We start from the raw sequence: 13640 nt of genomic DNA on the forward strand, positions 1-13640 counted from the left end.
GCGGGGACAATCATGCGCGCTGTCATTCTGCCTCATACAGGTGGTCCGGAAGCTTTGGTCCTGGCCGAAGTTCCAGATCCGAGCCCTGCCGCAGGTGAAGTTATCGTCGACGTTCATGCAACAGCCTTGAACTTCGCCGATCTTCTCCAACGGAGAGGGACCTACGGAACACCTGCAGCCTTGCCCGGCATTCTCGGAATCGAGTGTTCGGGCCTGGTTGCGTCCCTCGGCGACGGTGTCGAGGGCTGGGCCGTAGGTGATGAGGTCTGTGCGCTGGTGTCCGGCGGAGCCTATGCGGAGCGGGTGGCGGTTCCCGCCACCCAGCTCCTTAGGCGCCCGCTCAATGTCGACCTCACCATAGCTGCCGCTTTGCCTGAGGCAGCCTGCACCGTTTGGTCCAATCTCATCGACATATCGGGGCTCGCTGCCGACGATGTCCTTCTTGTCCATGGCGGCGGAGGAGGGATAGGAACCTTCGCTATCCAGACAGGCCGCTCGATCGGATCTCGAGTCTTCGCGACGGCGGGCAGTGCTGAGAAGCTGCAACGTTGCGTCGAACTGGGCTCAGAGCGGGCAATTTCCTATCGGCATGAGGACTTCGTCGCCGTCGTCAAGGATGAAACCGGGGGATACGGTGCGGACGTCATCCTCGACAATATGGGCGCCGCCTATCTTGGCCGGAACATCGACGCCCTCGCGCCTGATGGCAGAATTGCGATGATTGGTCTCCAGAGTGGGCGTGACGCGGAAATTCCGCTTGGCCGCATGATGGCTAAGCGCAGTTCTCTCTTCACCACATCCTTGCGGGACCGCCCGCTTGCAGCGAAGGCCAGGATTGTAGAAGGGGTAAGACGTGATCTATGGCCTCGTATAGAAGGCGGCGATATTCTGCCGGTTGTTGACCGGATTTTCCCATTTGCCGGAATGGCAGCGGCGCATCGGTATATGGAAGATGGAAAACATGTCGGAAAAATCGTCGTCAGCATAAGAGAGAGCTAGGTGTGAATAAAAGCACAGAAGAAAGAACCACCTCATGACCGATACAGTCTATCAAGTCAGCCACCTAACGCTTGTTCCTCGCCGCCATTACGGGCGAATGGTAGCCGCAGTACTGGTTATCGCGGTGCTGGCGGTCATCGCCCACGCGTTTGCGGTAGGGCAGATCGAATGGAGCTACGTAGGTGAGTTCCTGACCGTGCCGGTGATCATGATGGGGCTCGTGAACACTATAGTCATGGCCATTCTAGCCATGGTGGTCGGCATCGTTTTCGGTGTGGTCTTTGCGATCATGCGCCTTTCGGAAAATCCGGTCCTTTCAAAGACTGCACTGGCCTACGTCTGGTTTTTCCGGGCCATCCCGGCGCTGCTGCAATTATTGCTTTGGTTCAATCTTGCGCTGGTCTTTCCGACCATTGGCATCCCGGGCATGTTTTCAGTCAATACCGTCGACGTGATGACGCCTTTTGTGGCGGCGCTTCTTGGGCTCGGTATTCAGCAAGGCGCGTTCACGGCTGAAGTTGTCCGAGCTGGGCTCCTCTCCGTTGATCGTGGCCAATATGAAGCGGCTCAGACCATTGGCATGACACGGCTCCAAATGCTGCGGCGGATCGTCATGCCTCAGGCCATGCGTGTGATCGTGCCACCTGTCGGGAATGAATTCATCGGCATGGTGAAGCTGACATCTCTCGCCAGCGTGATCCAGTATGCGGAAATTCTCCACAGTGCCCAGAATATCTACTATGCCAATTCCCGCGTGATCGAGCTCCTGATCGTGGCCGCAATCTGGTATCTCGTGGTTGTCACGATCCTCAGTCTCATTCAGGGGCGGATCGAGAAGTACTTCTCGCGAGGCGTCATGTCCTCCAACGGCGTGAAGTAGGAAGAACGGATATGGATATACAAAATCTCTCTTCCGACGCTCCGCTCGTGGTCGCAGCCGATGTTCGGAAGCATTTCGGGCCTCTCGAAGTCCTGAAAGGCATCGACGTCAAAGTTCAAAAGGGCGAGGTTCTCTGTATTATCGGCCCATCTGGGTCGGGCAAGAGTACCTTTCTGCGCTGTATCAACCAGCTTGAGCGCATCGACGGCGGCGCCATCTGGGTCGGCGGAGAACTAGTTGGCTACAGGCGCGAAGGAAACAATCTCTATGAGCTCGACGACGTGCAAATTGCGCGGCAGCGTCGTTCCATTGGGATGGTATTCCAGCGGTTCAATCTGTTTCCGCACCTTACGGTGACCGAAAACATTATCGAAGGACCAGTTCAGGTCCTGCGCGAGAAACCGAGCGAGGCAAGGGAGCGCGCCCACGCGTTGCTTGAGCGTGTCGGTTTGATTGACAAGAAGGACGTCTACCCGGCGCACCTTTCCGGCGGACAGCAGCAGCGGGTTGCGATTGCCCGTGCGCTCGCCATGCGTCCGCAGCTGCTGCTCTTCGATGAGCCAACCTCTGCGCTCGATCCGGAACTCGTAGGTGACGTCCTGAACGTGATGCGGGATCTGGCCAGAACGGGGATGACCATGATTGTCGTGACGCACGAACTCGGCTTCGCGCGCGAAGTCAGTCATCGCACAGCCTTTATGGACCAAGGTCAGCTCGTAGAAATCGGGGATTCGCGGTCCATACTGTCGAGTCCGCAGCAGGCGCGCACCCGGGAGTTCATCTCGGCCGTGCATAAATAAGACGGGCATCAGCCCTCCCAACCAAAAGGAAACTCACCCATGAAAGCAAAAACGCTTCTCTGTTCGTTCGCGGCCCTGCTGGCGGCGGGCGGTATCGCAATGGCGCAGCAGCTGCCGGAGCGTATCGCCTCGAAGAAGGTGATCGTCGTCGCAAACGTGCCGAACTATCCGCCGCTCGAGTTCAAGGATCCAAAGACCAACACGCTGACGGGCCTCGACATCGATCTTGGTAACGCCCTTGCCAAAAAGCTCGGCGTCGAGATTAAGTGGGAGGAGATCAGCTTCGAGCAGATGGTTAGCGCACTGACCACCGGCCGGGCCGACATGATCCTCTCGGGCATGAGCGACCTTCCAACCCGCCGTGATACGCTCGACTTCGTCGATTACCTGGATTCCGGCGCACAGTTCTACACAACTGCCGACCGCAAGGACGAGTTCAAGACTCTGACCGACTTGTGCGGAAAGACTGTGGGCGCCAGCCGCCGCACGTCCTTCCCCAAAGAAATGGAAACCTGGAGCAAGACTGCTTGCGAGGGCGCCGGTAAGCCCGCGTTGAAGATCGTCGGAACGGAAGGTTCCGCGGATGCGCGGACGCAGCTGCGCCAGAAGCGCCTTGATGCCGCCGTGCAGGGCTCCGAGACTCTGCCTTACCTTCTGAACCTCGAGCCCAACACCTACACGATCGTCGGTGAGCCGTTCACCTCGGTCTATCAGGGCATGGGCTTTTCGAAAAAGGACACGGAGCTCCGCGACGCGGTTGCGAAGGCTTTTGCCGAAATGATGAAGGACGGCACCTATGAGGCGGTGCTCAAGAAGTGGGAGCTGACCTCCGCGAAGGTGGACAAGCTCATGATCAACGGCGAGCCGGCCAAGACCCAGTAATACGGCCGCGAGCGCCGCGAACGTCCTGAGACGTTCGCGGCGCTGTACAAAAATTCTCCCCCTCATACTCCTAACAGGATTGTTCTCGCCCATGAGCATTCAGGCCGGGGCATCGCGCGTCGCTGCGCTCGCCCAGTTCGTCGCTTCAGCGACGCCGTCGGACCTCCCTCCGGCAATCCGCACAAAGGCAGCACGCCATACCCTCGATACCCTGGCCTGCGGAATAGCAGGAGCTGCCTCGCAGGAAGCGCAGGCCGCGCTTGACTTGCTTCTCGCTACCGAGCACCGGGGCGATGTGGCTGTGTGGGGCACCAATGAGGCGCTTTCAGCCCGGTCTGCAACGCTCGTCAACGGCATTGCCTGCCATGCGTTCGAGTTGGATGACACTGGCGGCTGTGACCATTCGGGGGCCGTTGTTCTCCCCGCGGCCTTGGCGGCGGTCGCCATGGCAGGGTGGCCGGTCAGCGGCAAGGAATTCCTGCTTGCGGTGACACTCGGCTATGACATTGGGCGTCGTGTTCTCGAAGCCTGTGGAGGTTATGAGCCTCATAACGAAGCGGGCTGGCACTCCACGGCCACATGCGGAACCTTTGGCGCCGCAGCCGCAGCGGCACGGCTCCTGAAACTTGATTCGACAGGCATTGCCCATGCGCTTGGCCATGCGGCAAGTTTCAGCGGAGGATTGTGGGCCTTCATCCACGACGGCAGCCAGACCAAGCGCATCCATGCAGGCAGAGCAGCCGAAGGGGGCCTCCTGGCTGCACTCCTGGCACGCTCCGGCATCAGCGGCCCATTCAATATCTTTGAGAATGTGTGGGGCGGTTTTCTTGCGACCTTTGCGGCGGAAACCGCGCAACCGGACGCATTGACTAAAGGGCTCGGCGAAGGCTGGCGCCTCGAACGAGTGTCTTTGAAACCCTATGCCTCCTGTCGGGGTACCCACTCGTCAGTCGACGCCCTGGGAGTGCTTCTCGATCGTCATAATCTCGCGAGAGAGGACGTGGAAGGGATTGAGGTCAGGCTCAGCCCGTTCCTGTCCGACATGTGCGGCGGACGGGACGTCGCAACCCTTCCGTTCGCGCAAATGAGTCTGCCTTATGCGCTTGCAGCACGGCTTGCCCTCGGACATGCCGGTCTTTCGGCCTATTCAGAAAAAGAGCGCAACAATCCAAGCCTGATATCCGCGATGCAGCGTGTGTCCCTGATTGTCGACCCGTCCATCGGTGCTGATGAAGAGCCTTTTGTGCGTGTCCTGGCGCGGGATGGCCGCGCGGACGAAATGCGCGTGGAGAGGGCACTTGGCTCGCCGGCGAATCCTGTCACTGACGAGGCTTATTTCGCCAAGATCAGGAGCCTCGGAACGATGGCTATCGACGGATCCGGCGTTCGACACCTGATCGAAGGTGTCCTTGGAATGTGGGAGCAGGACGACATGCGCTGGTTGAACGATACTTTGCAAGCCACAACCCGTCCGGCTCTCTTCCGCTAAGCGTGCGACATCTCGGAGACCCTTGATATGGACCGGAATAAACTTGAAGCCTTACGCACTCGCTACCTCGGGGCGACCGGAGGCGATATCGACGATCCGGATTTTCGCAAAGCTGCAAGCCTGCAGTTTTCAGAAAGCGACCGTCGCAAGTGGCCCTTTGCCGATCCAGCAACTTTTCTCGATGCTCCGTTCCGACCGGATGTGATCGACATGCCTGATTTCGGCAAGCTCGATATTGCACTGATCGGCGTGCCGATGGATCTGGGCGTCACCAATAGGGCAGGGGCCCGCCTTGGGCCCCGCGCGGTTCGGGCGATCGAGCGCATCGGCCCTTATGAGCATGTCCTGCGTATGACGCCTATGGCCGACGCGAAGGTAGCCGATATCGGCGACGTGCCTTTCCGGAGCCGCTTCAGCCTTGAATCCTGTCACGCCGATATCGAGGACTTCTTTAGAAAAGTTGTCGGCGCGGGTGTTCTTCCGCTAGCCGTGGGAGGCGACCACTCGATCACACGAGCCATTCTCGCGGCCGTCGGAAAGGATCGGCCTGTGGGTATGATCCATATCGATGCGCATTGCGATACCGGTGGTGCTTATGAAGGATCAAAATTCCACCATGGCGGGCCATTCCGGCAGGCTGTTTTGGAGGGAACGCTTGACCCTGAGCGCGTCATCCAGATCGGCATTCGCGGCGGCGCTGAGTATCTGTGGGAATTCTCCTACGTTTCAGGCATGACCGTCATCCATGCGGAGGAAGTTCCGCGTATGGGCGTTGCGGCAATCATCGAGAAGGCCCGCGCTGTCGTCGGCGACGGGCCGACTTATGTCTCCTTCGACATTGACAGCCTTGACCCAGGCTTTGCCCCAGGGACCGGGACACCCGAAGTGGGAGGCCTTCAGCCGCGTGAGGTACTGGAGATTCTGCGTGGTCTTATGGGTATAGATATTGTGGGCGGCGATGTCGTAGAGGTCGCGCCTCAATATGATGCAACGAGCAATACGGCCCAGGCCGGAGCTCAGGTGCTTTTCGAGCTTCTCTGCCTCGCAGCCAGGAAAATTGACCTTCTGAAAAAGTGAAGCTCAGGTGTATCCGGCTGGTGTCTCAAGCTTAGATGGGGATGTTAAGTTAACTTCACATTCCCTTAAATCGTGAGGATGTAATAAAGCAGATAATCGTGAATTTTTAGTGAGAAGATTTATGGCGCGATTTTGGCAGGTGCATTCGCCAACCGCATAAGTCTCATGCTGCGTAGCAATAGATTTTTGAGTCGCACTAAAGAACTTTGTCGCCACGGGATCGTTGATCAGGCTCCCGAGAGGGATAGTGAGAGGAGATTTCGACGATGGCTAACAACAACGGCTCTTCCAATCGCGGTTTCGCTTCCATGGATAAGGACAAGCAGCACGAGATTGCCAAGAAGGGCGGCGAGGCCAGTGGCGGCAACTTCAAGAACAATCCTCAACGGGCTTCGGAGGCTGGTCGCAAAGGTGGCGAGCAGTCCCACGGTGGTGGAAACGACCGCTAATCCGTAGAGCTGATGAATTCCACCTGGTGAGTAGTCATCGGCTTCTCACCAGGTGGCCCTTTCCTTCGCGCAGACAGTTCAGCTGTCGCGCGAAAATTTATAACTCGTTAAAGCAAGGTTCCTCGAAGGATGATAGAGGCAACCCCGAAGTAGATAACGAGCCCTGTTACGTCCACCAGAGTGGCCACGAAAGGCGCCGACGCACTTGCCGGGTCGAAGCCGATCCCGCGCAGGATGAAGGGAAGCAAGGATCCCGCCATAGAGCCAAACGTAACGATACCGACCAGCGCTGCCGCGACCGTCAAGCCGATGAGCATCCAGTGCTCACCATAATCATAGAAGCCGAGTTGCTGCCAAAGCGTAATCCGTAGGAAGCCGATGGCCCCCAACGTCGTTCCGAGTACGAGACCTGTCGGAAGCTCCCGAACAGCAACGCGCCACCAATCACGGAGACGCAGCTCACCGAGCGCCAAGGCGCGAATAAGCAGAGATGTCGCCTGAGAGCCGGAATTACCGCCTGAACTCATAATCAGCGGAATAAAGAGCGTGAGAACGATGGCCTTCTCCAGCTCTGCCTCAAAAGTCTGCATCGCCGAAGCAGTCAGCATTTCGGATAAAAAGAGGACGCAAAGCCATCCCGCGCGTTTGCGGATCATCTCCCAAAAACGAATACGAAGATAAGGTTCCTCGAGCGCTTCAACGCCGCCGAACCTCTGCACTTCCTCGGTCGAACGGCGCACAATCGTGTCGATCACGTCGTCTACCGTCACAATCCCAAGAACATGGCCTTTCGGATCCACGACAGGGACGGCCAAGAGATTGTATTTCGCAATCAGACGCGTGGCCTCGTCACGGCTCGCTAGGGGAGAGATCGCGACTGGCTTGCGTTTGGGCGCGACAGTCAGGACATTCGCATGAGGGTCGCCAGCGATCAGGCGCCGGAGGGAGACTGCATCAATGAGCGTGTGCCGGATTGGGTCGAGCACGTACACGGCATAGACGGTCTCTCGTGTCCGCTCGACCATGCGGATATGATGGAGAACCTCGGCGATGGTCCACGTTGCCGGGACGCTGACAAATTCGGTCGTCATGATGGCGCCGGCAGTGTCTTCTGGGTAAGCCAGAAGGCGGCGCAGCATATCGCGTGCCTCCGGCTCAAGAACCGCGAGCAGGTTGGATCGATCAGGTTCTTCGAGTTCCCGCAATGCGTCCGCTGCACGATCTGCGGACATGCCGGTCAGAAGGGCTGCCGTGCTGTCAGGCTTAACAGCGGCCAGGATCTCGGGAGCGTTGTCGAGCTCCGGCTGGTCTAGGATCTCAATGGCCCGGTCGAGAGGGAGATGCTCGAGAACCCGTGCGGCGAAAGCGGGATCCTGTCCTTTGAGAATTTCGGCGATGTCCGGTGCACGCTCGTTCAGCAGGCTGTCGGCGGCCGCCGCAGGATCGAGGGATGCCACGATGTTTGGGGCGATGTCAGTATCGTTCATGGCTCACCTTTCAGGTCGATCCGCCGTCAGCGGACGAACCGGATGAGCCGATCCCTAAGCGATCAGGTCCGGAGCGCCGATGACGGCCTCGAAGATCGACTGTGACTGTCGCTGGGCATGGGGTCCAAATTCCTATGAGCCGCGCTGCTGCTGAAAGCCTTGAGCGCGGGGACTATGGCAATGCGCCCGTCCGTAATTGGCGTCAAGGGAAATGTCTTATGAGCGATGGATTGCCAATCGATCTGCATTCCCCACCCATAGCAGGCTGATAACCGGCAATGTTTCTTTGTTTGAAGAGCCGGACGAGCGGCAAAGGTTTATCGTTACAGGCGTGACGGTGCGCCACCCGCCGATTGGACCGATAGAGCGCCCGCCTCAACGCCTGCTGTCAGGCTTTTCTCCAAATTGCGGGTTTCGAGCCAGGAATGCAGGAAGCCCGCGTTGAACGCGTCGCCCGCACCTGTCGTATCAATGACGTTAACTGGAAGCGCCTCGGCCGAGACACAGGTCTGTCCGTTTGATGCCATTGCGCCATGTTCGCCTCGCTTCAATACTACGATAGGAAACTGCCCCTTCAGTTGGCGCAGAATATCTTCCGGCGACTCGTTGCCCGTCAGGGCCCTGCCTTCCTCGGCATTCGGCAGAAAAACATCGATTCCCGCGCAGATTTCGAAGAAGTTGGTGTCCTGGCGGATCAACTGGTCGTCCCAGCTTGGATCAAGCGAGACCGTAAGGCCTCGGTCTCGCGCCATGGCAATGACGTCGGGATTGTCCTTCAGGGTAGCGAACTCTGCAATGTGCAAATGGGCGACATCGCGAGCCGTGAGGGCTTGCTCCAGGGTTGCCGGCCGGGATGACCCGGCGCGTCGAGACACGAACGCACGCTCGCCGTCCTTGACGAGGGCGACCGTTGGCTGGGGGCCGGCATCGCCTGAGCGTTCGATGAACGATAAATCGACACCGCTGGCATCGAGTTCAGGATTCAGGCCGCACGATAGGGGATCGGCTCCAAGGCGGGTAAGGAGCGCTGCCGGCCGGCCGAGCGATACTAGATGGGCAGCCGTAATGTAGGCGCCGCCACCCACGGTGATTGCGACATCCTCGGCAAAGCGCTCGCGGCCGAGCACCGGCATGTCGTGGAGGCCCGTGAAAATGATGTCGCAATAGGTCCGCCCAAGGCACAAAACCTTGTTCCGCTCGGTGGACGTCTGGATCATTGGGCTGCCAGTGCTTTCTCTGTCGCCTTGTCGAAATAATAGAGTCTCTCGGTCGGCGCATGGAGCGTCATTACCTCGCCGACCCGCGGGATCTGCCTGCCCGGAGCGGATCCGACAATGGTCTCACCGCCACTTTCAATATGAACGAGCGTTTCGGAGCCGAGTGTTTCCACGAGGGCGACCGGGCCCGAGACGGTCAGGCCCCCTGTGGGAGCGGAGGCCGGGACAAGATCCTGTGGGCGGACACCAACCAGGATGGCAGCCGTCGTTGCGGGCGCAGCTGGTGGCGGAACCGAGCCGCCCGTCGCCAGATCCGTGCCGCTCTCCCGAAGAGTGGCCGACAGCAGGTTCATGGTTGGGCTGCCGATGAAGCGCGCCGTGAAAATATCGACCGGCTTCTCGTAGAGCTCCAGCGGGGTGCCGACCTGTAGGATTCGACCGTCGCGCATCACGACGATCCGGTCCGCCATGGTCATGGCTTCCACTTGGTCATGGGTGACGAAAACCGACGTGGTGCCAAGCCGATGATGAAGCCGCTTGATCTCGATACGCATCTGGGTGCGCAATTGGGCATCAAGATTCGAGAGAGGCTCGTCGAAGAGGAAGGCCGCTGGGTCACGAACCATTGCCCGTCCGATGGCAACGCGCTGGCGCTGCCCGCCTGAAAGGGCGGAGGGACGCCGCTCCAGGAGATGCGAGAGTCCTAGTGTTTCTGCGGCCTGTTCCACCCGCACGCGCTTCTCGTTCTTCGATAGCTTGGACCGGTAGAGGCCAAAGGCGATGTTCTCGGCCACGGACATATGCGGGTAGATGGCATAGTTCTGGAACACCATGGCGATGTTCCGGTCTTTGGGCTGAAGGTCATTAACGACCTGCCCACCAATTCGAATGTGGCCCTCGCTGATCTCCTCCAGGCCCGCGATCATCCTGAGGGTCGTCGATTTACCGCAGCCTGATGGGCCGACCAGAACAACGAATTCGCCATCCTGGATCGATAGATCGATCCCATGGACGACGGTCGACTGTCCATAGCGCTTGACGAGGCGATCGAGATCAATGGTCGCCATTAGCGAGCTCCGAGAAGTGCGGTGAAGCGGGCTTGGAGATCTTTTGCAGACGCTTCAGCGCGGCGTGTCGCCTCCTGCATCCGTCCACGGATCTCCACGATTTCTTGATTATATCCGGCAATGGCACTGGACAGTGCCTGCGGTGCAGGTCCGCCTAGCCGATCGCGAACCGCGACAAAGGTTTCCGGAGAGACGATTTCGGCAAAGAGAGCCTTTTCGATGGCCGTTTGGCGCTGCGTGCAGCCCGCAAAGGCTTCCCGGAAGGCCTCGTAGCCATCGGTTGCGATGTCCCCGCCTATGGCAACCACGGCGCGGGAGACCTCCGCAGCGATCTCATGTGCCTCACGGAATGACAAGCCTTCCCGACGCACAAGGCTGTCGGCGAGTTCGGTGACCGTGATGCAGCTGCGGCGGATATTCTGGCGAACCCGGTCGGGGTTGATGCGCAGGGCCGGAACTAGCGCCGCGAGGAGGTCTAGGACGCGCCCGCCGCTTTCGAAGGCGCCATAGCCGAAGCCCTGACTTTCTCCCTCGCTGTCGTTCATGTCCGTGAAGGGCGTGTTGTGCATGATCGTGAGCATGGCCTGCGCACGCCCGACGGTCTGGGATGCCAAGTGGCGCATATGCTCGATAGGCACGGGATTGCGCTTCTGCGGCATGATCGAGCTGATCTGCACGAAGGCGTTGGGGACATAGACCTGACCGACCTCGAAGCTGGTCCAGAACTGCAGATCCTGGATGAACCGTCCGAGATGAAGGAAGGTCAATGCAATCGCCGAATAGGTCGAAGTGATGTAGTCGACGGACGCGATGCATCCGTAGGAATTCTGAAGGGGGCGGCTGAAGCCGAGGAGATGCGACATCAGCTCCCGATCAATCGGGAAGCCGCTTGTCGTGATGGCAGCCGCTCCCATGGGGCTGCGGTCTACGATGTCGCGAGCGGCCTCGAGGCGAGCGATGTCGCGCAGCAGAGTCTCCAGAACGGCGGACAGGTAATGGCCGAATACAGTCGGCTGTGCCGGCTGACCGTGCGTGTACGCGACGATGAGCGTGCCACTTTCCCGCTCTGCCACGGATGCCAGCGTTTCGGCCAGCGCGACCAGACGCTCCAGAAGAGGATCAATCCGGTGCTTGAGGCCGAGCTTGAACAGGGTGTGATCAATGTCGTTGCGGGAACGTGCCGTGTGGAGGCGTCCCGCAAGGTCCGGTCCTAGGCGTGTGCGGAGTTCCTTCTCGATCAGGAAGAAAAAATCCTCGACCTCACCCGTGTAAGTCAAGGAACCAACGTCGATCTCACGATCGATGGCCTCAAGGGCCTGGGCGATGGGGCTGGCCTGTTCAATGGTCAGGATGCCGGTCTCGTACAGCATGACGAGATGGGCGCGGTCTATCAGCCGGAACCCTTCGACGTGGTGGTTCTTCGCCCCATCAAAGAGCGGACGAAGGACGGTGTCCTTGTAGACGGGATCTGGGAAGACGGAGGTGTCTGAGGTCATGGGCTTCAGCCTTTAAGTCCGGCCAGCATCACGCCTCGGACGATGTAGCGCTGGAGAAGGAGAAAGATGACGAGGGTGGGGAGGGTCGCGATGCTCGCGCCCGTCATGATCTTTTCCCACTGGATGGATTGTTCGACCGCGAAGCTCGAGAGGCCGACCGGAAGGGTGTAGAGGTCAGCGCTCGTGGTCACGATGAGCGGCCAGAAAAAGGCCGTCCAGTTGCCGAGAAATGTGAAGATCGCAAGCGCCGATAGGGCAGGGGTGACGAGCGGCATGGCGATCTTCCACCAGATGGTGAATTCGTTCAGCCCGTCGATCCTGGCGGCCTCCAGGAAGTCGTCCGGAACTCCCTCGAAGAACTGCTTCATCAGGAAGGTGCCGAACGCCGTCATCATGCCCGGGAACATGATGCCCCAATAGCTGTCCAGCCAGCCGAACTGGCTTGCCATGAGGTACCAGGGCAGAACCAGCATCTCGGTCGGGATCATCAGCGTGGACAGGATCGCAATGAAGACGATGTACCTGCCCCGGAAGCGGAATTTCGCCAGCGTGTAACCGACTAAGCTGTCGAAGAAGACGTTCGAAACCGTAACGATCACCGCTACGATCATCGAATTGACGAACCAGCGCGTGAAGCGTCCGTCGCTCAGGATTTCGAAGTAATTGTCGAGCGTTGGCGCCTGTGGGATCACGCGCAGGTCGTAAACCTGAGAAGCGTCCTTGAGGGAGGTCGAAAGCATGAAAAGGAGGGGCGTGACCATGACGACGCCGCCGAGGAACAGGAGCGTCCAGGCGATGATCCGTCCGGGTCGGATCCGTGACATAGGCAGACCATGGGAAGATGCAGCAGCACTCATCAGCGGTCTCTCATGAGGCGCAGTTGGACAAGGGAGATCACGAGCAGGATCAGGAAAAGAACGACAGTCTGAGCGGCCGCATATCCCATCTCGTAGGAGCTGAAGGCCGTCTGGTAGATCATCAGCACGAGAGGCTTCGTGGAATTCAGCGGCCCACCGGGATCGTTCGTGTTGATATTGTAGACCTGATCGAAGATGCGCAGGAACCCGATCGACGAGAACACGACCAGGAAGACCAGGGTTGGCTTGAGCAGCGGAAGCGTGATTTTCCGCAGGATCGCACCTTCCGAAAGGCCGTCGATGCGGGCGGCCTCATAATAGGTCACGGGGATCGCCCGCAGCCCGGCGAGGAAGATGATGATCTGGAAGCCGAGGCCCGCCCAGACCGCTGGCGCAAGTACGGCCGGCAGCGCTTGCGTGGTCGAGCGCAGGAAGGGCTGCTGCGGTATGCCGAAGCTCGCAAGCATGTCGTTGATCACGCCGATGGGAACCGGCTGGTAAAACCAGCGCCACACCCAGGCCATGGCCGCCGCGGTGGTAAGAAACGGCAGAAAATACAGGGCACGGATGAACGAGTGCATGAACCGCACCCGGTCCAGATAATAGGCAACCGTGAACGATATCAGCAGGCTGATCGGCGTGCCGAGGATCAGATACATGAAGGTGTTGCGGAACACCTGCCAGAAGAGGGGATCCGCAAACAGCCTCTTATAGTTCTCCAATCCGATGAAGGAGGCAGGCCGCGTGATGCTCCAGTCCGTGACCGAGAGATAAAAGGCCTGGAAAGTCGGCCAGAAGCGGATCACCGCATAGAAGGCGAGCGGAACCGCGAGGAACCCCCAAGCCCATATCACCTGCTTCTGGCCGAGGCTCATCCTTGACCAGAGGCCGCCTGGGGCGGCCTCTCGATGTGTGACAGCGGACATCGGTACGATCCTCG

The 13640-nt window shown here is 59.2% G+C and carries 13 protein-coding genes; 7 read left to right on the top strand and 6 right to left on the bottom strand.

Going from position 1 to position 13640, the window contains the following annotated elements:
* The first annotated feature begins 12 nt into the window (after positions 1–12).
* The 7 genes from C4E04_RS10190 (at position 13) to C4E04_RS10220 (ending at position 6576) form a co-directional block, all read left to right on the top strand.
* Positions 13–999, top strand: coding sequence for an NAD(P)H-quinone oxidoreductase (locus C4E04_RS10190; protein ID WP_109597320.1), 987 nt, complete (start codon positions 13–15; stop codon positions 997–999).
* A 34-nt stretch (positions 1000–1033) separates the two neighbouring features.
* Complete coding sequence (locus C4E04_RS10195; protein WP_109597321.1) at positions 1034–1879, top strand: amino acid ABC transporter permease; 846 nt, start codon at positions 1034–1036, stop codon at positions 1877–1879.
* 11 nt (positions 1880–1890) lie between these two features.
* Complete coding sequence (locus tag C4E04_RS10200) at positions 1891–2679, top strand: amino acid ABC transporter ATP-binding protein (RefSeq protein ID WP_109597323.1); 789 nt, start codon at positions 1891–1893, stop codon at positions 2677–2679.
* A gap of 39 nt (positions 2680–2718) precedes the next feature.
* Positions 2719–3561 (top strand): ABC transporter substrate-binding protein, encoded by an 843-nt coding sequence (locus C4E04_RS10205; protein WP_109597324.1) that lies wholly within the window; start codon positions 2719–2721, stop codon positions 3559–3561.
* A 91-nt stretch (positions 3562–3652) separates the two neighbouring features.
* Positions 3653–5050, top strand: coding sequence for an MmgE/PrpD family protein (locus C4E04_RS10210; RefSeq protein ID WP_109597325.1), 1398 nt, complete (start codon positions 3653–3655; stop codon positions 5048–5050).
* 27 nt (positions 5051–5077) lie between these two features.
* Positions 5078–6127: an agmatinase gene (gene speB, locus C4E04_RS10215; RefSeq protein ID WP_109597327.1), complete on the top strand. Its 1050-nt coding sequence runs from the start codon at positions 5078–5080 to the stop codon at positions 6125–6127.
* A 266-nt stretch (positions 6128–6393) separates the two neighbouring features.
* Entirely contained in the window at positions 6394–6576 is a 183-nt protein-coding gene (locus C4E04_RS10220) for a general stress protein (RefSeq protein WP_109597329.1), read from the top strand.
* Positions 6577–6683: 107 nt separating this feature from the next.
* Here the strand turns inward: C4E04_RS10220 and mgtE are convergent, their stop codons facing one another.
* From mgtE to C4E04_RS10250, 6 genes are all read right to left on the bottom strand, one after another.
* Complete coding sequence (gene mgtE / locus C4E04_RS10225) at positions 6684–8063, bottom strand: magnesium transporter (protein ID WP_109597331.1); 1380 nt, start codon at positions 8061–8063, stop codon at positions 6684–6686.
* A 323-nt stretch (positions 8064–8386) separates the two neighbouring features.
* Positions 8387–9280, bottom strand: a complete 894-nt coding sequence (locus C4E04_RS10230) for a carbohydrate kinase family protein (RefSeq protein ID WP_109597333.1) — start codon at positions 9278–9280, stop codon at positions 8387–8389.
* Positions 9277–10347, bottom strand: a complete 1071-nt coding sequence (locus tag C4E04_RS10235; RefSeq protein WP_109597335.1) for an ABC transporter ATP-binding protein — start codon at positions 10345–10347, stop codon at positions 9277–9279. Before C4E04_RS10235 ends, C4E04_RS10230 begins: the two co-directional genes overlap by 4 nt.
* Entirely contained in the window at positions 10347–11843 is a 1497-nt protein-coding gene (argH, locus tag C4E04_RS10240; RefSeq protein WP_109597336.1) for an argininosuccinate lyase, read from the bottom strand. Before argH ends, C4E04_RS10235 begins: the two co-directional genes overlap by 1 nt.
* Positions 11844–11848: 5 nt before the next feature.
* Positions 11849–12700, bottom strand: a complete 852-nt coding sequence (locus C4E04_RS10245) for a carbohydrate ABC transporter permease (RefSeq protein WP_109597337.1) — start codon at positions 12698–12700, stop codon at positions 11849–11851.
* Positions 12700–13626, bottom strand: a complete 927-nt coding sequence (locus C4E04_RS10250; RefSeq protein ID WP_109597339.1) for a carbohydrate ABC transporter permease — start codon at positions 13624–13626, stop codon at positions 12700–12702. The genes C4E04_RS10245 and C4E04_RS10250 overlap by 1 nt, the downstream gene beginning before the upstream one ends.
* Between the last annotated feature and the right edge of the window lie 14 nt (positions 13627–13640).

It is taken from the genome of Microvirga sp. 17 mud 1-3, assembly GCF_003151255.1.
Classification (GTDB): domain Bacteria; phylum Pseudomonadota; class Alphaproteobacteria; order Rhizobiales; family Beijerinckiaceae; genus Microvirga.

What these genes read in the sequence shown, in the direction of transcription:
- C4E04_RS10210 (WP_109597325.1), top strand. Translation starts at nt 3,653, where the DNA reads ATGAGCATTCAGGCCGGGGCATCGCGCGTCGCTGCGCTCGCCCAGTTC.
- C4E04_RS10205 (WP_109597324.1), top strand. Translation starts at nt 2,719, where the DNA reads ATGAAAGCAAAAACGCTTCTCTGTTCGTTCGCGGCCCTGCTGGCGGCG.
- mgtE (WP_109597331.1), bottom strand. Translation starts at nt 8,063, where the DNA reads ATGAACGATACTGACATCGCCCCAAACATCGTGGCATCCCTCGATCCT.
- argH (WP_109597336.1), bottom strand. Translation starts at nt 11,843, where the DNA reads ATGACCTCAGACACCTCCGTCTTCCCAGATCCCGTCTACAAGGACACC.
- C4E04_RS10250 (WP_109597339.1), bottom strand. Translation starts at nt 13,626, where the DNA reads ATGTCCGCTGTCACACATCGAGAGGCCGCCCCAGGCGGCCTCTGGTCA.
- C4E04_RS10235 (WP_109597335.1), bottom strand. Translation starts at nt 10,347, where the DNA reads ATGGCGACCATTGATCTCGATCGCCTCGTCAAGCGCTATGGACAGTCG.
- speB (WP_109597327.1), top strand. Translation starts at nt 5,078, where the DNA reads ATGGACCGGAATAAACTTGAAGCCTTACGCACTCGCTACCTCGGGGCG.
- C4E04_RS10245 (WP_109597337.1), bottom strand. Translation starts at nt 12,700, where the DNA reads ATGAGTGCTGCTGCATCTTCCCATGGTCTGCCTATGTCACGGATCCGA.
- C4E04_RS10200 (WP_109597323.1), top strand. Translation starts at nt 1,891, where the DNA reads ATGGATATACAAAATCTCTCTTCCGACGCTCCGCTCGTGGTCGCAGCC.
- C4E04_RS10220 (WP_109597329.1), top strand. Translation starts at nt 6,394, where the DNA reads ATGGCTAACAACAACGGCTCTTCCAATCGCGGTTTCGCTTCCATGGAT.
- C4E04_RS10230 (WP_109597333.1), bottom strand. Translation starts at nt 9,280, where the DNA reads ATGATCCAGACGTCCACCGAGCGGAACAAGGTTTTGTGCCTTGGGCGG.
- C4E04_RS10195 (WP_109597321.1), top strand. Translation starts at nt 1,034, where the DNA reads ATGACCGATACAGTCTATCAAGTCAGCCACCTAACGCTTGTTCCTCGC.
- C4E04_RS10190 (WP_109597320.1), top strand. Translation starts at nt 13, where the DNA reads ATGCGCGCTGTCATTCTGCCTCATACAGGTGGTCCGGAAGCTTTGGTC.